Consider the following 22,622-nt stretch of genomic DNA (forward strand, 5'->3'; position numbering starts at 1 on the left):
ACCCATACCACAGTTCGCGAGTGGCTTATAAACGGTACGTGTTGTCGACGGCCGCGTCGCCGACGGTCAGCGTCAGGTCGACCGAGGACGCGTCGGACGGCACGGAGATCGTCTCCGCGACCGTTCGGTCGGCGGCGTCGACGGTCACGTCGACTTCCCCGCTCTCGTCGCCGGCAGTCCACGCGACCGTGCCCGAGATCGATTCGGGCGCGTCGTTGGCGACGACGACGTCGCACTCCCCGGCAGACGCGCCGACGAGGAACGCCTGCACTGGCTCGAACGCCGCCGCGAGGCTGTCCGCGGCCTCTTTCCGCGTCCCGTCGCGCGCGTAGACGCCCATGCCCGCGTCGCCGGCGTCCCGGAGCGCGTTCGCGACGACAACCGGCGAACCGTCGGTCCGCAACCGCTCGGCGATCCCGCGGACCAGCTCCGCCTGATAGGCCTGCGAGGCCGCGGCGTCGTCGTTCCCCACGACAGCCCGATGCTTCGACGCGTCGAACCCGGCGGCCTGGAAGTCGTCGTCAGCCGGGTCGACGCCGTCGGGAAGCGAGCCCGCTCCGAACTCGCCGACGACCTCGCCAAGGTCGTAGCGTTCGCGGACCCATTCCAGATCGTCGACGCCTCCGTAGTCCCAGCCGGGATACAGCGCTGCGGCGTCGGGGTCGGTACCCGGTTCGCCGACCACCGGGTACACGGCGATCCCGTCGGGGACCGCCTCGGCGACTTCCTCGGCGGCGCCGCGGTCGTAATCGCTCCGCCAGACCCGATAGCGGAAGCGCAGTCGGTCGACCAGGCCCGACCCGACGCGGTCGCCGAACGTCGCGGTCGGTTCGTCGTGGACCGAGAACGCCGCGAGGCTCGGGTGGTGCGCGTAGGTTCGCGCCAACCGTTCGGCCAGGTCCTGCCCGCGCGCGATGTCGAACACGCCGGGGCCGGTCAGCGGCAGGTCCTGCCAGACGAGCAGCCCCGCCTCGTCACAGGCCTCGTAGACCGCCTCCGGGAGGGCGTGAGCGTGCGCACGGACGAGATTCGCGTTCGCCTCGACGGCCAGCTCGGCGTCCTCGACCGCGGCGTCCCGCAGCGCGACGCCGCGGACGGGCACGTCCTCGCCGTTGACGCGCAGACCGCCCTCGTCGGTCTCCTCGATAGATGCGATCCCGGTCGTCGCCGTCCGGACGGCGTCGCCGAGTTTCGCCCGCACCTCGTAGCGGTGCTGGGGACCCATCCCGCGGGGCCACCACAGCGACGGATCGCGCACCTCGATCGCGTGGTCGGCGACGGCCCGCTCGCCCGCCGCTGCTGTCACGTTCGCGCGATCCATCATCCCGCGACCGCGTCGATCGCCCGCGGGTTTCGTCGTCAGCGTGAGGCGGTCGTCGACCGATTCGGAGGCGTACACCTCCGCGGCCGCGTCGATGGCCGCGCCGTCTTCGGTCCGGCGCGGTGTCAGGTCCACGGACACGACGAACGGGTCCGGCTGCCCGGTAATCTCGACGTCCCACCAGATCCCCGGAACGGACTCTTCGGGCGGGATCAGGTCAGTGTCGTGGACGCCCCCGAAGCGATCCTCCGGCGCCCAGCACTCGACGACCAGTTCGTTCTCTTCTTCCGGCTCGAAGGGGACCTGCACGGGGTCGAAGACGGCGTCGGACTCGGCGACGAGTTCGTCGTTCAGCCAGACCTCGGCGTTGGCGTACAGGCCGCGGAGCTCGAGCAGGGCCAACGCGTCCTCGGGGTCGCGCGGGTCGTCGAAGACGGTCCGGTAGGCGACCCGGTCCTCACCGGCGAACGCGGCCGGCCGCCCCGGGACGTCGACGTCTTCCCAGTCCCTGGGTTCGGGCTTGCCTCCGCCGGGGTCGACCGCCGCGCCGCTCCACTCACTCGGCATACCAACGTGCGCGTTCTCCGGTGGTATATCAGTTACGTCGGACGGGCGAGGACCCACCCGGCCCGCAGTGACCGGAGGGTCACCCCGTCGTCACGGCGGGGACTACTTCCGCTGAGAGAACCGCCGGACGGGGCGTACCACCCCGCCGCAGTCGTGCGGTTATACTTTCACTCAGGGTACGGCTCGGGTTCATATGTCTCCCGGCCGAAGTACGAGTATGTTGAGCGAGATAGCCTGCCGATGCGAGGCGGCGAACTGCTCGCGGGAACTGACCGACGGGTCCTGTATGCTCGTGTTCCGCACCGACGGCGGCGAGCGCCGCGCCTACGAGTGCGACTGTGGCCACGTCACGGTCACCGTCGCCGCACCCGACAACTGACGGGTGCGGTCGGTGACGCGATCAGTGGGTGGGGTTCGGCGTGAGCGCAGTCGGTCGGCCGCGCGGACGAGTCCGACTCCCTGAAGTGCGCGCGCTCGAACCGTCGTGCATGAGCGACTACGCCAGCGACGGAACACAGGCGGCCGACGTCGACGGGCCGACCGACAGCGACGAGACGGGTGACGAACTCGTCGAGGTCGTCCGCGCACGCGGCCACGAGAACGTCACCGCCGAGCACGTCAGCACGCTGGAGTTCACGAGCGACGACTTCCTCACGCCCGCCGGCGATTGCATCCTCGCGATCGAAGCCGACCGCGTCCCCGCCGACTTCGACGATGCATTCCTCGAAGCCTGTCAGGCTCACGGTGCGACCGTCACGGCGACCATCGAGGCCGACGGCCACACCCACGAGGTGACGGGTCGCGGCCACCCCGATTTTTCCTTCGAGAACGAGCGCAGCCACGTGATCCGGACGAGCGACTACGTCGACGACCGGACGGTGATGGTCGGTGCGGACGGCGCGGCCGCCGACGTCGACCGCGACCTCGTCGCGGCGCTCGCCGACGGCGCCGACGCGACGCTGACCCTGCGGGTCGACCCCGCCTGACCGGGTCGATCGGAGACACCGGCGAACGCGTGACGCGGGACGATTATGGTGGCGCGGCCCCGACGCGCACGTATGAGCGACGACGCAGGGGGCGCGGACGCGACGGCGGACCCGGAACCCGAGGAGAACATCAGCGGCGGCGCCGCGGGCGGCGGCGAGGCTACCGCCTTCGAACCGTCCGAGGCCGACAGCCGCGCCGAGGCCGTCGTCGACCGCCTCGGCGACATGTACTGGCAGAAGGCCTACGGCGGCCGTGACGGCTTCGAGTGTCTCGTCCGGACGATCCTCAGCCAGAACACCTCCGACGTGGCGAGCCAGCCGGCCCACGATTCCCTGATGGAGCGCTACGGCCCCGGCGGGGAAGTCGGCGGTCCCGATCTGGCCGAGTCGCTCGCCGACGCCGACCAGCAGCGCCTGGCCGAGACCATCGCCTCGGCGGGCCTGTACAACCAGAAATCCGAGCGGATCGTCGCGCTCGCCGAGCGGATCTGCGAGGAGTACGGCGGCGCCGAGGGGTTCGACGAGTTCGTCAAGACCGGCGACCCCGACGAGGTCCGGTCGACGCTGCTCGACATGAACGGCGTCGGCCCGAAGACCGCCGACTGCGTGTTGCTCTTCTCCGGCGGCCGCGGCGGCGTCTTTCCAGTCGACACGCACGTCCACCGCATCGCCCGCCGGATGGGGCTCGCCCCGCCCGACGCCGACCACGAGGGCGTCCGCGAGGCGCTCGAACGGGAGGTCCCCGCCGAGAAGTGCGGTTTCGGCCACACGGCGATGATCCAGTTCGGCCGCGAGTACTGCACGGCGCGCAAGCCCGCCTGTCTCGACGACCCCGAGGCCTGTCCGCTCTACGACCGCTGTGACCGCGTGGGCGTGTATCCAGAGAGCGACGACGTAGTCGATCCCGCAGAAGCAGGCGCGACGGGCGATTGAACTGTCGGCGCGAGCGGAAAACGGAACGGGTTCCGGAAGAGAAGCGAACCGCGACCGGTCAGCCCGTGGTCTCGTCGTCGCCCGCCTCGATCGGGATCTCGTCGTACCAGATCCGCACGGACCGGTAGGCCGAGGACGGCGAGGGTTCCTCGGGCGCGTCACCGCGGTAGAGGTAGGCCCGCAGGCGAACGGTTCGGTTCTCAGCGGACGGTTCGGGTTCGAACTCGACGCGCTGGGTCGCGCCGTCGTCGACCGATATCGTGCGGCGGTCGCGCTCAGTCGCGGACTGGACGGTCGTCTCGTTGTCCACTACGGAGACGGTCTCCCGGACGAACACGACCGAGTAGTCGGTCCGGTCGCCCTCGTCGTTGCTGAGGTCGAAGTACAGCGAGCCGCCGGCGTCGACGGTGTCCGTGTAGTTGGCAGTGACGTACTCGCCGGAGCCGTTGGCAGTCAGGGCCGCGAACTCGGTGAACTGGTCGTCGGTACCGGCCTTGACCGTGTCGCTCGTCGCGAGGACGGCCGTCGCGCCGACAACGCTGGCGACGAGGACGATCCCGAGGAAGAACGTCGCCGAGAGGCGGGGCCGAGCGGCCCTGGCGACCGGCTGCCACGGGACGGCGGGACTGTACCGCGCCCCCGTGGGCAGCGAGCGGCGGCGGTAGCTGGCGACAGCGGCGGCGATGACCGTCGCAACAGTAATGCCGACCACCATCGGGAGCGCGCGGATGCCCCACGGGCTGGCGTTGACGGCCAGCGCGACCGCGGCGACGACGACGACGCTCGCGACGATCGACAGCGCGAAGCGCACGACCGAACTGATCGGGTCGGTCGAGGCGCCGCGACTCGGCGCCGACGACGCGCGCGTCCGGTTCGGGTCCGAACCATCGCCGCCCCGCGGGTACAGCGCCGCGATGACGGCCCACCCGGGCGCCAGTAGCACCACCGGCAGGCCGAGGGCAACTCGGAGCGGCGTCAGGTCGATCGACAGTGCGACGACGGCGTCGAAGACGACGACCAGCGCGACGACAGCGACGAGGTCGACGACGCCGGACCGTCCGTTGGATGTCTGGTAACTCATTGGTTCAGGCCCCCGGTCGGGTGCACAGCTCCGCCTCCTGGTTGTCGTACGCGCGAGTGCTCGTCTCCGGGCAGATCTGGTCGTGGCTCACGTGCTGGGTCAGGACGACCCCGCGTTCAGTGAGGAACTGGGGCGCCCCCGTGGACTGGTAGTCCCGATAGACTGTCCTGTCGTGGGGCGGCCCGGCCTCGTTGATGCTCGTGAGGTTTATCGCCAACGCGTAGAAGGCACCGCTACTCTTGAACGCGGTCTGATAGGGGTGGTCCGTGTGGATCGCGCCCTCGCTCCCGGGCGTGGTCTCGCCGATGGTCCCCATCGCTGCGATCTCCGACTCCGTGTAGGAGTACTTGGGCCACTGCTGGTCAAAGGTCGGGTCGTCCAGCGTGGCCTTCTTGCCGGCGACCATCGCGAACGGGAACGAGAGCATGAGGACGACCAGCAGTGCGGCGACCGCGCGCGTCGAGAACTGCGTCCCCATGTAACGGAGCCCCGCGGCGCCGACGACCGCCATCAGCGCGTAGGCGAAGGCGTACCAGCGCCCGGGCAGGAACGTCCGGATCCCGAACAGGGGGAGCCCGAGCGAGAAGAACAGCATCACGCCGATCGCGATGATGATCGTGTGCGACGCCTGCGGCGAGCGGTGGCGCCGGACCAGCGCGAGACAGCCGAGGATCGCGATGAACAGGAGCACGAGGAAGCCGAGCGCGTCGACGTAGCTGGCCACCTGCGCCATCATCGCGGCACCGCCGTCACCTCCACCGGCCGTTCCGGACTCCGACGGGACGAGGTTCAGGAACCCGGCCGACGTCTGGATCGTGTACCAGACCAGCCCGATCATCCGCGGCAGGAAGCGCTCACCGGTACTCCACGGAGTGACCGCCCAGATCGCGCCGGTGAACAGGATGTGGAAGGCGAACGCGCCGTGGAGCGGAACGGTGTCCGCGAGCGAGCGCGAGGCGCCGTCGGTGATGGCGTCGGCCGACTCCCCGCCCTCCGTCGCGGTCGACCCGAGACCGCCGCTGTAGTTGCCGGTCGGCGTGACCCAGTCGACGTGGTTGACGAGGAGTTGCGCGAGGACGGCCGAACCCAGGAAGACCATCGAGACGAACGCCGACACCTGGTGGGTGAGCGTGATCGCGACGATGAGCCCGTAGAGCAGCGCCCAGTCGGCGCGGGTCGTCTCGGCGTGGAGCAGCCGCGTCACGACGAAGACGATCCCGAGGAAGAGGACCAGCCCGAGGCTCGTCGGGATGATGTGCATCCCCCAGCGGATGGCCTGGTCGGTCATCGCGAACGCGCCGGTCGCGAACAGCGCCCAGCGGACGTCCACGAAGTACCGCGCCGTCCCGTACACCAGCAGTACCGAGAACACGAGGACGCTCCCGAGGACGAGGTACAGGCTCAGGCGAAGCGACACGCCGAGCAGGTCGGAACCGACGACGTTCACCAGGTGGTGAAACGGGGCGAAGTAGTACTTCCCGCCCGCGAGCGGCGCGAGCGATCCCGCCTCCTGAACCGACGCCGCGAACTGGGTGACGTGCTCCCAGCTGTCGACGCCGACGAACCCGGCGGTCGTGAACAGCCCGGTGAACCGGACCACGAACGCGTGGGCGAGGATCTGGACGAGCACGAGCCGCTCGTCGAGGGCGTCCTCCGAGAGGAAGGCGATCTGCAGGAGGATGAACGCGCCGACGGCGCCGGCCAGCAGGATGACCCGGAGGGTCCGCGTCCCGGCGAAAGCCGCGGCGACCGCGACGGCGACCAGTCCGATCCCGGTCAACTCGGCCGCGGCGACGCCGCTCCCGCCGATCGTCCAGCGATACCGATGGGCGGAGACGTCCCCGCGGATGGACAGCAAGTAGACCAGACAGCCCAGTCCCAGCACGATGGGGACCGTCCGGACGTACGCCTCCGAGGAGAGGAAGACCAGCGGGAGTAAGCCGAGCGCGACGACGAGGCCGAGGGTGGCGATCACCGCGTCGAGCCGCCCCGTCCGGAACCACGTCGTCGGGTGCGTGTTCATGCCGCTACCCCCCTGTCGAGGGCCCGCTCGTAGACGCCGAGGAGGTCCTCGCCCATCCGGTCGAGACCGAACTCGCGGGCGCGCTCCCGTCCGGTCGGCCGGTCAGTCGAGCCGAGTACGGCGGCGAGCGCGTCGGCGAGCCCCTCGTCGGTGTCGCTGACGTGCGAGCACTCGGCGCCGTCGAGCAGCGTCGGTACGTCGCCGACAGGCGTCCCGACGACCGGCAGGTTACACGAGAGCGCTTCCTTGACCGCGTTCGGCGATCCCTCCCGCTCGGAGGGGAGGATCATCACGTCCGCGGCGTTCATGTACGTCGGGACCTGCTCGTGGGGAACGCCCGACACCGCGTGGAGCTCGACCGGGCCGTCGACCGCCTCGCGCGCCCGGTCGACGACGCGCTCGGCCCGCGGGTAGTTCTTCTCCTCCCGCGAGGGGTCGTAGGGGAAGAGGACGTGGTTCGCCCCGCGCTCCCAGCCGACCTCCTCACGCGCCTCGTCCTGCGGTTCGGGCGAGAAGCGGTCGGTGTCGATCCCGTGGGGGACGACGGTGTAGTCGCCGTCGAGGTCGGCCGCCATCTCGTCGGACATGACGACGACCTCGTCGGCGAGGCGGGCGCACTGTTCGCTGACGGTGCCGTAGCGACCGAGCAGGTCCGAGCCCCACAGCGAGAGGACGACCGGTCGGATGGGCTGGGCCAGCGCCGCGGGGGCGGTCAGCCCGTAGTTGGCGTGGACCAGATCGAAGTCCGGGCCGGAGGTCGCTTCGAGGACGCGCCCGTAGAAGCGGACGTAGTCCGCGAACGACCGCTCGCGAGTGCTGCCGGGCACCGGAACGACCGTGCAGGAGACGCCGTTTCGTTCGAGCACCTCCACTTGCTGTTCGAAGAACGGCCTGCGGGACGTGACCAGCTGGAGCGTTCGAACCATCAGCGCACCACCGGCGACGCCGTCGGTCGCGTTTCGCGTATGGGTGTGCGCGAGCGAGCGGCCTCCCGCTCGACAGGACGATTCGAACCCCTCGATCGCGGTCTGATATCGAACCCGTTCACACCCCTATCCACCCCACAGTTTCCTATTGTAATGATGCGACTACGGCGCCCGATCACCCGGACTAACCGCTCGCGGCGCCGACTGAACCGCCGTCTTCCGGCCCGATCTCCCGGAATAAATCGCCTAACACGACAGCTGGCTAGCGAGGTGAGGGCCGATCCGCCGGTCGCTCGGACCGCAGGCGGGTAACCGTCAGTGGTCGACCGGCGTCCGCGCTGGGTTCGTAGCCCGCATCCCTGTTCGGCGGAGCGACGACGAACGCGGGAACCGAGGAGCGGAGACCACACGAGGTGAGCGACCGGAAAACGCCCACGATGGGCGACCGCACGAGGGCGTGAATGCCGTGGAACGGCCGGTTTCGTCGGCTCGACGGCCGGCGTCGTCCGTCTCGTCAGGACGACGAGCCGGTGACGTCCTCGATGACGCCGCGCAGTTCGAGGCGGATGCCCTCGTTCGCGAACAGCAGCGCGAAGTAGACGGCGACGCCCGTGGCCACTCCCAGCGCGACCCGCGGGATGCCGTCGGGGAAGTACGGCTTCACTCCGAGGACGGTAGCGGCCATGAGGATCGCCGAGACGACGCTCCAGGCGACCCGCCGCCAGGGCACGACGATGTCGACGAACCGCGAGACGTAGGTGATCCCGACGACCGCGGCGATCGCGGCGCTCAACGTGGTGGCGACGGCTGCCCCGATGATGTCGAAATGCGGGACGAGCGCGAAGTTCAACACGAGGTTCGAGACGATAGCGGCGACGCTCCCGCGATACCCGAGGACCGGCTTGTTCATCGCGTACAGCGACGGCCCGAGTACCAGCTGGACCGACCGCAGGATCTTCTCGGCCATGAAGATGATGAGGACCGGATACGCCAGCACGACGTCGGCGCCGAACAGCGTTCCGAGGACCTCTCTGCCGAGCACGACGGCGCCCGCGAACGCCGGGATCGTCATGTACAGCGGGATCTGCAGCCACTGCCTGAACGCCGATTCGATCTCGTCCAGCCGGTCTTCCGCGTACCACTGGGAGATCTGCGGGAACAGCGACGTCCGGATCGCCTCGGTGAGCATCATCGCGACCGACGCGACCCGCCAGGCGATCTCGTAGGCGCCGACCATAGACACCGGGACGAACAGCCGCAGGACGGCGACGTCCATCCACTGGTAGATCATCCCGCTGACGCTGCCGACGAACACGTACCGGCCGAAGTCGACCAGACTGCGCGCGCGGGAGACGCGCGGGGTACTCACCGCCAGGTCCGCCTTGACGAGCGCCGCGACGAGCGTGGCCGCCCGACCCAGGATGTACGCCGTGATCATCGCCCGGGCCTCCCACCCGAGGTAGACGAGCGCGGCCCCGCTGGTCACCCAGACGAGCTTCCCGAGCACTTTCAGGAACGCGTTCTGGTCGACGCGGAGCTGTCCCGCGAGGAGCCGCAACGCGACCATTCGGAACTGCGACACCGCGAGCCCGACGACGATGAAGGGGACGATGCCCTGGATGCCGACGTACCGCTCGACGTGCGGGGTCGCGATCACGAGTCCCGCGAGCCACGGGGCCGCCAACAGCACCTTGACGGCGACCGACGTGGTTAGCACCTCCCCCAGCGGCTCGTCCGCGGAGAGCTGTTTCTCGAGTGCCTTGGAGACGCCCAGGTCGATCGGGACGCCGAGCATCCCGATGACCGCCTGGAAGACGAAAAACGACCCCATCGGGCCGGTCCCGAGCGCCTGCGTGAATCCAGCGATCGCGACGAACTCGACCACCGCGATGACCACGCGTCCCGAGAACAACTTCAGGACGGAATCCCTGAGGTCCATTCGCTGTCAGTCGAGCCCGCCGATCAGTTCGGTCGAATGGCGGTTCCACGAGACGCGACGGGCACGGAGCGGGACCACGAGGTCCGGCCGGAACACCCTGTTTCCGCGGGGCGCCTGCGGGGAGCGGCGCCAGCCCGAGGACCGCTTTGCAGAGGGTAGTCGAGATCCGAATGTGTGAGTCATCGCCTGTTGGTTCCCGACCCCACCCTGTTGTTAAACACCTGTTACCCGGGAGTACGGGGATCCCTGTATCGCGGCCTCGGTTCGGCCGCCCGGGCGTCGGCTGGGTCACGCGAAAACGTACCCCGGAGACGCCGAGTGGTCACTGGTCGAGCGAACGGGGACAGGAGCGAGGGAGGACGAAGCGGAAAACCCAGAGCTGGAGCAAAGTGGAAAACCGAGCCGGAGCAAAGTGGAAAACCGGCCGGGGCAGAAAACCCGAGGGGGAGCGACGCAGCAAACCACCAGTCCGCCAGTAGAGCGGCAGTAAGGACGACTTACCGCGGGCAACCGATGTCCGCGGACGGCTCGTCAGGACCGTAGTGGTTGCTGTCGTATTCCACGTTGGTCCACTCGTCGACGTGGACCTGAACGATGGACTCGTTGGTCCACATGTCCGGCGAGTCGCGCGGCTTCTTCGGGTTGTGGAACCAGTTTTTGTGGACGTCGGCGACGTCGTCCGGGACGCCGCGGATCATCACGTGGCAACTCGGATCCTTGCCGTCGTTGAGGTGCTTGGTGGGGATGAACGTGTTGTGGTGGATTTTGAGGGTGGTCGCACCGGGGCGGTGAGTCCCGACCTGGTAGTCGATAGCCTTGCCCTCGAAACGGTTGTACCGGACCTCGTAGCCGGCCGTGCCCTCGTTGGCGACGGAGTGGCGGTTGAAGTTGAACCGATTGTACTCGACGAGCGTGTCCTGGCCGCCGTAGCACATGACGCCGTACCCGAGGCCGTCCATCGAGTTGTGGTGGACGTGGCTGTGGTGGACGTGCGCGGACGCTTTGAGTTTGAGCGCGGCGTGGCTGAAGCCCCAGATCTCGACGTTGTCGATCTCGACGCCCTCTCCCGTGACTGTCAGGCCGCTGGAGACGGGCTTGCTGTACTCGACGTACTCCGAGAGCGGGCCCGTGATTCGCACGCCCGTCACGCGGGCGTCGCCGCCTGCCCAGAGCATGGACTCCCAGTCGATGACGTCGGTCTTGATCTGACCGCCGGGCGAGCCGCCGATGCCGCGGTCGGACGCGAGCGTCACGCCCGAGGGGATGGTCAGTCGCTCCGTCCCGGTCGCTTCCGTCGCGTCGATGGTCGCGTCGCCCGCGACGTAGACCACGTCGCCGCTACTGGCGTCGTTCAGTCCCTGTTCGAGTTCGTCGAGGGTGGAGACGACGACGTCCGCCTCCGACTCGGAGACCGTGTTCGGGTAGCCCTCGCCGCCGCCGAGGAGGGCCGGGGAAGCGAGGTCCGTCGCGGTCGTCTCCTCGCCGGTGACGTCCGAGGGCTCGACCGTACTCCCGTCGACCCACAGCTCGAACGGTCCTTCTTCCGGAGAGAAGTCGGTGATCTCCCCCTCGACGTTGTAGGTATCGTACCCCTCGCCGGCGACGTGGCCCGTCGCCGTCCACGTCCCGTCGGGGTTCTCCGAGATGGAGTCGTTCGACTCGATCGTTCCCTCGGCCGGTTCGATAGCTCCCGTGGCCGTGAACGCGTAGGTCACGCGCTTTCGCCCGGTGCTGACGATCTCGATGTGTCGCGTCTCGGCAGTCGACGCCGCCTGCGCGCCCCGGGCGAGTACCGGAAGCGCCGCCGCGCCGCCGGCGGCTTTGAGGAACGATCGACGACCGAGCCCACCGGTCAGGCCACGTAGGCGGTCGTTACGATCTGCCTGCGTTCGGGTACGGTCGGTCTGTGATTCGTCGCCCTTCGGTTTGCCCTCATTACTGAGTGCCATATCGCGGTAAGATTCAGCTTCTAAAATAAGGGTATCTGCGACGGTGGTACCGAAAACGGGCGGCTTCCGGAGACTTGCCGTCGGGAACGTCAGCTTTAGTTGCGGGTTGGCCTGCGCTTCCGTAGGACGGGCCGGCACAGCGCCGCTGGGATCCCTCCGATCTCGGGCAGCTGAAAACGCCGGTCTCCCGGCCGGTAAGGAGCGATTACCGCAGCCGTGACCGGTTTCGCAACACCGACTTCCATCCGGGACGCGGCGAAGAAGCGATGGTCCGCGCAGGGGGGAACGACGGGACCCGCTGGCGCTCCGTCGGCGAACGGGATCCGCTGGAGTTCCGTCGGCGAAGAAGAGACAGAAACGTGAGCCGCAACCGCCGAATCGAAACGGTTCACAGCACCGGGGTGGGCCGCCGTCCGATTACCTGGGACGGCGGTGTCTCACAGGGAACGGGTCGGGTGCGCTTACCGCGGGCAACCGATGTCCGCGGACGGCTCGTCGGAGCCGTAGTGGTTGTTACTGTACTCGACGTTCGTCCACTCGTCGACGTGGACCTGGACGATCGACTCGTCGGTCCACATGTTCGGGGTGCTGCGCGGTTCCATCGGGTTGTAGAACCAGTTGTTGTGGACGTCGGCGACGTCGTCGGGGACGCCGCGGATCATCACGTGGCAGCCCGGGTCCTGGCCGTCACTGAGGTGCTTTGTCGGGACGAACGTGTTGTGGTGGATTTTGAGAGTGGTCGCACCGGGACGGTGGGTCCCGACCTGGTACTCGATGGTCTGGTTCTCGAATCGGTTGTATCGGACCTCGTACCCGGCCGTGCCCTCGTTCGCGACGCAGTGACGATTGTAGTTGAACCGGTTGTGCTCGATCAGCGTGTCCTGACCGCCGTAGCACATGATCCCGTAGCCGAGACCGTCCATCGAGTGGTGGTGGATGTGGCTGTGGTGGATGTGTGCCGAGGCGTTGAGCTTGATGCCCGCGTGGTTGAAGCCGTAGACCTCCACGTTGTCGATCTCGACGCCGCTCCCGTTGACCGTGAGACCGCTGGAGACGGGCTTGCTGTACTCGACGTACTCCCAGATCGGACCCGTGATCCGCAGGCCAGTCACGCGCGCGTTGCGGTTCGCGGACATCATGTGCGAGTAGTCGATGACGTCGGTCTTGATGCGACCGCCGGGGGCGCCGTCGATGCCCCGGTCGGACGCGAGCGTCACGCCCGAGGGGACCACGAGTTTGCTCGTCCCGGTGACCGACGAGGCGTCGATGGTCGCGTCGCCCGCGACGTAGACGATCTCGCCGCTCGATGCGGCGTCGAGGGCGTCCATCAGGTCGCTGAGGGTGGAGACCACGTAATCGGCCTCCGATTCGGGGATGGTGTTCGGGTACCCTTCGCCACCGCCGAGGTTGTGCTCGTTCGAACCGCTGGTCGTCGTCTCCTCGACCGTCCCCTCGTACTGGCTGAGGTCGATCAGCGAGCCGTCGACGCGAACCTCCACGAAGTCAGTGACCGGACCGAACGCGGTTAGTTCGCCCTCGAAGTAGTAGGCGTCGCCGTAGCCGTTGCCCGTGTAGCCGTCAGCCGTCCACGTGCCGTCGCTGTTCTGGCTGACCGAGTCGTTGCCCGACGCGGAGTTGTCGCCGTTGTCGGTGTCTTTGGTGATCTCCCCGGTCGTCGTGAACGTGTAGTCCAGCTCGGAGGGATCCTCGGTAGTCAGGACCTCGATGTGGTGCCGTTCGGGCTCGAACTGCGAGAGGTCGATGGTCGAGCCGTCGATCCGGACCTCGACGAAGTCCTCGACCGGACCGAACTCGACGAGGTCGCCCTCGAAGTAGTAGGCGTCCCCGTAGCCGTTGCCGGTGTGTCCCGTGGCCGTCCACGTGCCGTCGCTGTTCTGCGTGACGGAGTCGTTGCCGGCCGCGGAGATGTCACCGTTGTCGGTGTCTTTGGTGATCTCCCCGGTCGTCGTGAACGCGTAGTCCAGGTCCGAGGGGTCCTCGGTGGTCACGACCTCGATGTGATGGCGGCTGGACTCGAACTGCGAGAGGTCGATGGTCGAGCCGTCGATCCGGACCTCGACGAAGTCCTCGACCGGACCGAACTCGACGAGGTCGCCCTCGAAGTAGTAGGCGTCCCCGTAGCCGTTGCCCGTGTACCCATCCGCGGTCCACGTGCCGTCGTCGTTCTGTGTGACGGAGTCGTTGCCCGACGCGGAGATGTCGCCGTTGTCCGTGTCTTTGGTGATCTTCCCGGTCGTCGTGAACGTGTAGTCCAGCTCCGAGGGGCTCTCGGTAGTCACGACCTCGATGTGGTGGCGCGGATCGCTGACCAGTTCGTCGGCGGTGACGGTCTGGCCGTCGAGGATCAACTCGTAGGAACCCTGCGCGGAGAAGTCGGTGACCGACCCCTGGAAGGTAAACGCGTCGCCGAAGCCGTTGCCGGTCTTGCCCGTGGCCGTCCACGTGCCGTCGCTGTTCTGCGTGACCGAGTCGTTCTCCTCGCTCGAATTGCGACCGCTGTCGGCGTCCGGAGTGATCTCTCCGGTCGCCGTGAACTCGTAGGTGACGTCGAGGCCGCCCGTTTCCGTCGCCGACTCCGTCGAGACGATCTCGAGGGTGTGGGAGGTCGGCGCGCTACTCGCCGCCCGGGCGAGTACCGGGAGCGCCGCCGCGCCGCCCGCTGCCTTCAGGAACGATCGACGGCCGTATCCGCGACCGACGATCGGTAGCCCATCGTTAGCCCGGGTAGGCTCGTTCTTCTTGTCCGATTCGTTCTGGTTGCCGTTGACCATGTTCCGGTTAAGCCATATCTACTGTTATAAGGGTAGTTGCGCGTCTGGTTTCCGATGCGAGCGAGTTGGAAGAGGTTACGTTCGGATACTCGCAGGATAGTTGCGGGATTGTGGAGGGACGGTCTCGATTACGGCCCTCTGAGTGCGCGATACGTCGGGGCCGCGGCCAACTGAATGCGCGGTTCGGACGTGCCCGCGAAGAGACGGTGCTACCGGAGTAACCATCCGCTACATAGGCGGTAAGCGCACGTTAACAGCGGTTTCAGGGCCTGACGCGAGATCAGTACGGCGAGCGAAAACGGCTGGGACCACCCCCGGCACAGCGGCGGATGGAACAGTGACAGACAGGAGCGGAGCAGCCGAGGACGGGAATTGACGACCGGGACAGAAACTGAAGAAATCGCCCGTGCCGGAGTGCCGGAAACTGCGCGGGCGGGACGGCTACGGGTTCCGTCGCTCGCGGCCCCCGCGGAGGTCGCTCGCCTCGGGGTCGTCTATCTCCGGCGTCCCGAGCGAGAGGTTCTTTCGCTCGATGGTGGAGTTGTTGAGTTCGATCGGATCGTCGGTCACCTTGATCGTCGAGTCGGCGACCAGACAGTTGTCGGAGTTGTTGAAGACGATCCCGTCGCGGTCGGCGCCGGACTGTTCGATCGTGCAGTTGCGGAACGTAGTTCCGGGTCGGTCGGCGATGGTGACGGTCTCCCCGTTCCCACCGGAACCGGTGATCGTGACGTTCTCGAATTCGAGCGGGTCCTTGGTCCCCCCGCTGTTCGCGTGGGTCGCATCGATCGCGTTGAAGCCGTCGCGGTCGACCGTGATCTGCGTGTCCCTGATCGTCGAACTTCCGTGGTCAGGGTGGAAGGAGATGGCACCGAACCCTTCACCGGCGTCTTCGCCGATCCGAATATCGCAGTCCTCGACCACCTGGCCGCTGCGCGCACGGAGGCGAATGCCGCGAACGTTGAGATCGCTCTGGGAGATGGTCGGCGGGACCGTGTCGACGACGACGGTCGCGTGCCTGACCGTCGATCCCGTCGATCCGATGCGAACGTTGGCGATGTTGTTGTTCTCGTAGCGACCGCCCCGGACGTGGACGGCCCCGTTGGCGCCGCGGTAACCGTCGGAGTTGCGGCCCGGCGTCGAGGCGTACAGTCCGTTGTTCGGGAAGTTGGCGACCTCGCAGTCGCGGAAGGTCAGCGTCCCGGCGTGGTCCTTCCCGACGTAGATGCCGACGCCGTTCCCGCCGTCGTGACCGCCCTCGCGCGCGGTGACCCGCTCGACGAGGCCGATCCCTTCCTCGTCCTGGACGTCGAACCGGTAGGCGACGTTCTTCCGGCTCTTGTCCCTGTCGGGGAGTTTCCCCTCTGTCCGGAGGTCTCTGGCGATGAAGTTCCCGTGGGTGACGAGCCGAACGGACCCGCCGTAGCCGGACTCGGAGTAATCGAAGGTGATCCCCTCGAGAAGCACGTCGGCGACCCGTCGGAAGTCGATGAACGCCTCCCGCAGGTCGTCCCGCGGGACGGAGGGCCTGATCACGGAGTCGTCTCTCGGGAGGGAGGCGAGGCCGACGTTGCGGGCGTCGCGGACCCGGACCTCCGAGAGCTCGTACTCGCCCGTCGGAAAGTAGAGGAGGGTATCGTCCGTGTTGACGGCCGACTGGACGACGTCGTCGACCGAGGTGTCGTCGCCGCTGGCGGCCTGGGCGACGTTGACGATCGATTCGTACCGCTCGCCGTACCGCTCGACGATCTCGGGGACTGGCGTCGGGGAGGGCGAGGGCGTCTGAGTGGGGGACTCGGTTTCGGTGGGGGCGGGGGTTCCCGTCTCGGGCGGCGTCGGCGTCTCGGGCGGCGTCGGCGTCTCGTCGCCGTCCGAGCGGCAACCGGCGAGTCCCGCGGCCACTGCTGCTGCTGCTGCTGCGATACCGGAGCGCAAGAAGCCGCGTCTCGTCCGCTCTTCAGCAGGCATTCGTTGCTACTTCCGTCCTCCCGGTCATTGTTATGACGACGATACCCCTCGCAAACGCCCCCTACGACGCACAGTTCCGGGCAGACTGCGCCGAGGGCGCCCAACAGCGTCCCGTCCAGCGGATGCGTTCGACGGCCGCGGACCGCGGAACCGAGATCCCACTTCTCGGCCGTCATAGACCCGCTAACCCCGATAAGTCAGGGATAACAAAGCGGGAATCGGGCGAGCAGTCGCTCGATGAAGGTATCAGTGTTCGGTCTCGGATACGTCGGCTGCGTGATGACCGCCTGTCTCGCCAGCGAGGGCCACGACGTCGTCGGCGTCGACGTGAACCCAGAGAAGGTCGAGACCGTCTCTGCCGGGGAGTCGCCGATCGAAGAGCCGGGCGTCGACGAGGCCATCGCCGACGGCGTCGCGGAAGGCCGAGTCGACGCGACCACCGACGCGTCGGAAGCCGTGCTCGATTCGTCCATCTCGTTCCTGACGGTCGGCACGCCGCTCGACGACACGGGCCAGCTCAGCACGACCAACCTCTACAACGTGGTCGACTCGATGGTCGAGGCGGTCGACGAGAAGGGCGAACACCGGGTCGTTGTCCGCAGCACCGTCCCGCCATCGACGACGCGCAGCCTGCGCGAGTACATGGACGAGAAGACCGACGACGGGACCGAAGTCGACTTCGCCGTCAACCCCGAGTTCCTGCGCGAGGGCGCGGCGATGGACGACTTCTTCGAGCCGCCGTACGTCGTCGTCGGCACCTTCGAGAGCGACGCCGCCGAGGACTTGGTGAACCTCTATCGGACGCTGGGCCTCGACGGCGACGTCCGCACGGTCGCGCCCGAGGAGGCCGAGTCGCTCAAGATGGTCAACAACGCCTTCCACGCGCTGAAGATCTGCTTCGCCAACGAGGTGGGCTCGCTCGCGTCGGCCGCCGGCGTCGACGGCCGCGAGCTGATGGATCTGGTCCAGAGCGACCGGAAGCTCAACGTCTCCGAGCAGTACCTCGACCCCGGCTTCGCCTTCGGCGGCTCGTGCCTGCCGAAAGACTCCCGGGCCATCGCGACCATCGCGGAGGACAACGGCGTCGATGCCCCCCTGCTCGACAGCATCCCCGAGAGCAACGACACGCACATCCAGCGCGTCCGCGACCGCGTCGAGTCTCTGGAGGGCTCGACCGTCGGTATCGTCGGCATGGCGTTCAAGTCCGACACGACCGACATGCGCAACAGCCCCGGCCTGCGCCTCGCCAAGCAGCTCGACGACGAGGTGCTGTTCTACGCGGACGGCATCGACCCCTCCGAGGCGGTCGGGTCGAACCGCGACTACCTCGACAAGACGATGCCCGACCTGACCGACCGGCTCGTCTCGGACCCGGACTCGTTCCTCGACCGGGCCGACGTCGTCGTGTTCGCCAACAACTGCGAGCGCCCCGAACTGACGACGCGACTGGAGGAGACGCCGGTCTGTGACCCCGTCGGCACCGTCCCCGAGATCGCCGAGGAGGTCCCCGAGTACCACTCCGTCAGCTGGTAGCCGCGTCTGCCGAAGCCGACTCCCGGCGCAGGCGACGAACGGCTCGGCCGAAACGGTCCCCTAACCGGTCTCGACCCGTTTTAGCGCACTGTTACTAACGTCGGCGAGGCCCCTCCCGGTACCTGATGGTTCAGCGAACTGGTGAGCCGGCGGATCGACGGATCGAGGGGTCGTCCGAGGGCCTGCGCGTCTGCGTCTTCACGAGCGCGCACGACGCCACGGACTCCCGGGTCGTCGGCCGCGAGGCGGTCTCGCTCGAGGAGGCCGGCCACGACGTCACGTACTACACGCCCTTCGAGGGCGACTCGCCGGTCGAGACGGTCACCTACGGCGACGCCGACGAGGGGTCGATGATATCCATGGGAACGCGGTTGCGCGCGGCCGCTAATGTCGCTCGCGTGCTCCTCGACACCGACTACGACGTGTATCACTTCCACGACGTGGAGTGTCTCCCCGTCGGTGCCGTCCTCTCGCTCGCGACCGACGGGACGGTCGTCTACGACGTCCACGAGAACGTCGAGGACACGCTGGCCCACAAGCCGATCTTCCCCGAGCCGATCCGGCCCGCCGCCGCGAAGGCGGCCGGACTGGTCGAACTCGGGCTCTCGCGCGTCGTCGACGAGATCGTCACCGCCTCGCCGGACATCGCCGAGCGCTTCGCCGGCCGGGACCCGACGGTCGTCACGAACTACCCTCAGCGCCGGTGGGCCGAAGGCACCGACCCGAGCGACGACATCGAACCCGACGCGGAGGGGCCGACCCGGCTGGTCTACCGCGGGCTCCTCTCGGAGGACCGGGGGATCCACACGCTGATCGAGGCCGTCGAGCGGATCCCCGACAGCTACGACGTCGAGCTATCGATCGGCGGCAAGTACGACTCCGCGGACGAGCGGGCGGGGATCGAGCGCCGCATCGAGGCCTCCGACCGAGTGGAGTTCGTCGAGTGGTTCCCCTCGCTGGAGGGGATGATCGACCACTTCCGCGAGGCCGATATCGGGACGATGTGCTTTCACCCCGCGCCGAACAAGACCAACGCGGTCCACCGCTCGAACAAGCTCTTCCAGTACATGTCCGCGGGCCTGCCCGTGGTCGTCTCCGACATCGGGAACTGGGGCGAACTCGTCGAGGACGTCGACTGTGGCGTCGCCGTCGAACCGGAGTCCGCCGACGCGCTCGCCGACGCGCTCGTCTCGCTCATCGACGATCCCGACCGCCGCGCCGAACTCGGCCGGCACGGCCACCGCGCCGCCCTCGATCGGTTCAACTGGGAGAACCAGCGGGAGAAACTGCTCGACGTGTACGAGGGGCACACGTCCAACTCCTACCGCGACGCCGACCGCGACCGGGCCGACTCCCGACGGCTCGAACCGACCGACTGACCCGACGGCTCGAACCGATAGAACTCGGATTCGCCCGTATCCGCCGGTCTGTCGGGTTAACCGGCGCGTACTTATTGGTCTCTGTGCGGTCCACTCGTTCGTGTACGCCACTACGAACGACCCGAGGACGCCGATACGCGAACCATGAGCGGCGACCGGAACTCGGTGCTGTTCGTCCACCACCGGGACATTTCGACCTCGTACAGTTCGACCGCCGAACACTACGTCTCGACGAAGATGGCCGACTCGGCGACCGTCCACGTGCTCTGCAACGGCCGCCGGGACGTCGAGGACGAGGAGCAGCCGCCCGAGGACATCGTGTATCACACCGTCGACACGGGAGCGGTCCCGGTCGTCTCAGGGATCCTGTTTCACCTGATCTCCCTGTTCTACGCCGTCGCGCTCGGCCTCCGCTACCGCTACGACGCCGTCTACACCTTCCAGAAGACCGTCTTGCAGGGCTGGGCGGCCGCCGTCGCGGGCGAGTCGCGGTTCGTCGTCGGCCTCGTGTCCGTCCCCGTGCGCCAGAAGCGGGACTTCGTGGAGTCGAGCGGGAAGCGAACCCTCCGCAACCGCGTCACGGTCACGGTGAAGTCGCTCTACGCCGAGGTGTTCGGCGCCCTCCTCTCCCGGGCCAGCGCGGTCGTCTGCCTGACCGACGGGATCCGACAGATCACCGAGGAGGAGTACGGCGTCGACCTCTCCGACGCGTTCGTCATCGGCATGGGCGTCGACTTCGAGGAGTTCGCCGAGGGCGCCCGTCGGGGCAGAGCGGCCCGGACCGAAGCCGAGGAGGACCCGGATCTGGTGGTCACCTACATCGGCTCGATCGGGCTGAGTCGCGGGATCGGCGACGTCATCGAAGCCGTCCATCGGAGCGACCACCACATCGAGTTCCGTATCGTCGGCAGCGGATACGACGACACGATCGCCGAGCTCAAGCGCAAGGCCCGAGATCTCGGCGTCACCGACCGCGTCGAGTGGGTCGGGCTCGTCCCCCACGACGAAGTACCCCGGATGCTCGGCGAGACGGACGTCGCCATCTCCCCGCTGCACGACATCGAATCGTTCCGGATCAGCTTCCCGGGGAAGCTCCTGGAGTACATGGCCGCCGAGACGGTCGTCGTCGCGACAGACCTGCCCGCCCACGAGCAGCTCCTGACCCACGGGGAGAACGGGCTGATCTACGACCAGAGCGTCGAGCAGCTGGTCGAGACCCTCGACGCCTGCATCGAGGGCGAGGTCGACGCGCGGGCGCTCGAACGCGGCGCCCGGGCGACCGCCGAGGAGTACGACTGGGACCGCATCGTCGCGCGCCACGAGCGCGTGCTGTTCGACAACACCGTCGAGACCCGGCGAGCGGCCCCGGTCTCGGCCTGATCGCGGACTGCGATCCGCGGCCAGGCGGTCTATCGGGCCGGATACGGCCCGTAGCCGACGCATACTTTATATCGTCCCCGGAGTCGCCCCGCGTGTGAACCGAGCTGTGGATTCAGTGCTGTCTGTGGCGACCCGTCAGGGCGCGGACACCGACGAGTCGACCCCGTCGACGGTCTCCGTGGAGTCAGTCACCGCCAGCGGCGGGCGCATCGAATCGACGGTCGACTACACGGGCGACCTGCGACCGTTCTTCGACGAGTCCCCCTTCTACGTCGAGTACGACGTCGACGTCTCCGACCTGCCGGAGTCGATCCTCACCATCCCGGTACTCGCGCAGATCTGTCCAGTCGCCTGGGCGGTCGGCGCGGACGTGCGCGTCCACACCGTCGACCGGCGGTTCCTCGATTCGCTGGAGGCAGTCGGACGCGCCCTCTACGAGATGTACCCCTTCATCGAAGGGGGCCGGGTGATCGCCGAGCGAGCGCCCGAGTGGGACGGGGCGTCCGAGCTCGACGGGCCGACCGGAATCGATGCGGACGCCACGTCCGACGCGAGCGCGACTCCCGACACCGGGGACGCCGACGGCGCCGGGATGCTGTTCACCGGCGGGGTCGACTCGCTGGCCGCGTACGTTCGCCACCGGCAGGAGGAACCGACGCTGATCACCGTGCAGGGCTGGGTCGTCGACGTCGACGACACCGAGCGCTGGGAGCGAATGAGCAACCGAACCGAGCGCTTCGCCGACCGCTTCGGCGTCGACGCGCAGTTCGTCCGGTCGAACATGCTGGAGTTCCTCGACACCACGATGCTGAGCGCGCACTTCCACGACCGCCACGACGGCGGTTGGTACAGCGCTGTCGGCTCCGGCCTGGGGATGCTCGGCCTCTGTGCGCCGCTCGCGGTCGCCGAAGGCATGGGCAAGCTCTACATTGCCGCCTCGTTCTGGGAGGGGATGGACGTGCCGTCGACGCTCGACCACTGGGACGGCGCCGCGATGCCGTGGGGCTCGCACCCGGCCATCGACGACGAGATCGCGTGGGGCGACACCGAGGCGGTCCACGACGCCTTCGAACTCGACCGACAGGGCCGCATCGGCGTCATCGCCGAGTACGCCCGGGCTCACGACCCGACCGTCCCCGTCTACTCCTGTTCGGCCTCGGAAGTCGCCGAGAACTGCGGCCGCTGCGAGAAGTGTCTGCGGACGGCCATCGGCCTCGCGCTGGAAGGCCTCGATCCCGCCGACCACGGCTACGACGTCGACCGCGACTCCTTCGAGTACGCTGTCAGGAAGTTCGAGGCCGGCGAGTGGCTCGACGACCGCCACGCCCCCTACTACTGGCAGGACTTTCAGGAGCGTCTCTCGACCGACCAGGGCCTGCCGATGGAGGGGTCCGACGAGTTCGTCAGGTGGCTCCTCGACGCCGACTTCGATTCCATCGCTGGCTCCCCCGCCAGCGAGCGCCTCGTCCGTGCTGCCGCCCGGCACACGCCGTATCCCGTGTACTCGAAGATGTACCCGGTCTACGGCGCCGTCCGGAAGCGACTCGGCGGGACCTGAACTCTCCGGTCGGCAGCGGCGTAATCTCAGCAGTACCGGTCTCGGACGCCCGTTTTTGCCGAGCGCTACCTGACAGTCGAAGTGCAGTGGCGCGCGCTGTCGAGCGTGCCCGCCTCGTGGCGGGCCGCTCGAAATAGCCGTGCGAGGGATGAGTAGCGCAGGAGCCTGCGACGAGCAGCGAGGGACCGAAGGTCCCTCGGGCCGTGCGGGCGACGCTCGGGTCGCCCGCAGACAACGCAATCGGCTGGGGAGGCGTGTGGCCGTCTGCGGTGCTGTGCGGGGCAGTT

Annotated in this window: 15 protein-coding genes; 7 read left to right on the forward strand and 8 right to left on the reverse strand. The window is 68.0% G+C overall.

The genetic code is table 11. The annotated features are described in order from the left end of the window. Positions 1-25: 25 nt before the first annotated feature. Positions 26-1,888 carry a glycoside hydrolase family 2 protein gene (locus tag AB2U09_RS10740; protein ID WP_459192707.1) on the reverse strand — a complete coding sequence of 621 codons (1,863 nt, stop codon included), beginning with the start codon at positions 1,886-1,888 and terminating at the stop codon, positions 26-28. Between the two features lie 217 nt (positions 1,889-2,105). On the opposite strand from AB2U09_RS10740, the gene AB2U09_RS10745 reads away from it, so the two are divergent. The 3 genes from AB2U09_RS10745 (at position 2,106) to AB2U09_RS10755 (ending at position 3,807) form a co-directional block, all read left to right on the forward strand. After that, positions 2,106-2,267, forward strand: coding sequence for a hypothetical protein (locus AB2U09_RS10745; RefSeq protein WP_459192708.1), 162 nt, complete (start codon positions 2,106-2,108; stop codon positions 2,265-2,267). 109 nt (positions 2,268-2,376) lie between these two features. Next, on the forward strand, positions 2,377-2,874 hold the full coding sequence (locus AB2U09_RS10750; RefSeq protein WP_459192709.1) for a DUF371 domain-containing protein: 498 nt from the start codon (positions 2,377-2,379) through the stop codon (positions 2,872-2,874). Between the two features lie 72 nt (positions 2,875-2,946). Next, on the forward strand, positions 2,947-3,807 hold the full coding sequence (locus AB2U09_RS10755; RefSeq protein ID WP_459192710.1) for an endonuclease III domain-containing protein: 861 nt from the start codon (positions 2,947-2,949) through the stop codon (positions 3,805-3,807). 58 nt (positions 3,808-3,865) lie between these two features. On the opposite strand, the gene AB2U09_RS10760 is transcribed toward AB2U09_RS10755, so the two are convergent. The 7 genes from AB2U09_RS10760 to AB2U09_RS10790 all read right to left on the reverse strand — a co-directional run bounded on the left by AB2U09_RS10760 (position 3,866) and on the right by AB2U09_RS10790 (position 16,485). Beyond that, positions 3,866-4,888 carry a DUF8471 domain-containing protein gene (locus AB2U09_RS10760; RefSeq protein WP_459192711.1) on the reverse strand — a complete coding sequence of 341 codons (1,023 nt, stop codon included), beginning with the start codon at positions 4,886-4,888 and terminating at the stop codon, positions 3,866-3,868. Positions 4,889-4,892: 4 nt separating this feature from the next. Continuing rightward, positions 4,893-6,911 (reverse strand): hypothetical protein, encoded by a 2,019-nt coding sequence (locus AB2U09_RS10765; protein ID WP_459192712.1) that lies wholly within the window; start codon positions 6,909-6,911, stop codon positions 4,893-4,895. Then, the gene (locus AB2U09_RS10770; RefSeq protein ID WP_459192713.1) at positions 6,908-7,837 is read right to left on the reverse strand and encodes a glycosyltransferase; all 930 of its coding nucleotides are present in this window, start codon (positions 7,835-7,837) and stop codon (positions 6,908-6,910) included. The genes AB2U09_RS10765 and AB2U09_RS10770 overlap by 4 nt, the downstream gene beginning before the upstream one ends. A 514-nt stretch (positions 7,838-8,351) precedes the next feature. After that, on the reverse strand, positions 8,352-9,776 hold the full coding sequence (locus AB2U09_RS10775) for an oligosaccharide flippase family protein (protein ID WP_459192714.1): 1,425 nt from the start codon (positions 9,774-9,776) through the stop codon (positions 8,352-8,354). Between the two features lie 497 nt (positions 9,777-10,273). After that, on the reverse strand, positions 10,274-11,725 hold the full coding sequence (locus AB2U09_RS10780; protein ID WP_459192715.1) for a right-handed parallel beta-helix repeat-containing protein: 1,452 nt from the start codon (positions 11,723-11,725) through the stop codon (positions 10,274-10,276). 461 nt (positions 11,726-12,186) lie between these two features. Then, positions 12,187-14,517 (reverse strand): right-handed parallel beta-helix repeat-containing protein, encoded by a 2,331-nt coding sequence (locus AB2U09_RS10785; RefSeq protein ID WP_459192716.1) that lies wholly within the window; start codon positions 14,515-14,517, stop codon positions 12,187-12,189. A gap of 441 nt (positions 14,518-14,958) precedes the next feature. Then, on the reverse strand, positions 14,959-16,485 hold the full coding sequence (locus AB2U09_RS10790; protein ID WP_459192717.1) for a right-handed parallel beta-helix repeat-containing protein: 1,527 nt from the start codon (positions 16,483-16,485) through the stop codon (positions 14,959-14,961). Positions 16,486-16,722: 237 nt separating this feature from the next. On the opposite strand from AB2U09_RS10790, the gene AB2U09_RS10795 reads away from it, so the two are divergent. The 4 genes from AB2U09_RS10795 (at position 16,723) to AB2U09_RS10810 (ending at position 22,335) form a co-directional block, all read left to right on the forward strand. Then, complete coding sequence (locus tag AB2U09_RS10795) at positions 16,723-18,018, forward strand: nucleotide sugar dehydrogenase (protein WP_459192718.1); 1,296 nt, start codon at positions 16,723-16,725, stop codon at positions 18,016-18,018. A gap of 125 nt (positions 18,019-18,143) precedes the next feature. Further along, positions 18,144-19,397 carry a glycosyltransferase family 4 protein gene (locus AB2U09_RS10800; RefSeq protein WP_459192719.1) on the forward strand — a complete coding sequence of 418 codons (1,254 nt, stop codon included), beginning with the start codon at positions 18,144-18,146 and terminating at the stop codon, positions 19,395-19,397. 144 nt (positions 19,398-19,541) lie between these two features. Then, positions 19,542-20,777 carry a glycosyltransferase family 4 protein gene (locus tag AB2U09_RS10805; protein ID WP_459192720.1) on the forward strand — a complete coding sequence of 412 codons (1,236 nt, stop codon included), beginning with the start codon at positions 19,542-19,544 and terminating at the stop codon, positions 20,775-20,777. A 94-nt stretch (positions 20,778-20,871) separates the two neighbouring features. Then, the gene (locus tag AB2U09_RS10810; protein WP_459192721.1) at positions 20,872-22,335 is read left to right on the forward strand and encodes a hypothetical protein; all 1,464 of its coding nucleotides are present in this window, start codon (positions 20,872-20,874) and stop codon (positions 22,333-22,335) included. Positions 22,336-22,622: the final 287 nt, after the last annotated feature.

The sequence above is a fragment of the Halosimplex yunnanense genome (assembly GCF_054504345.1).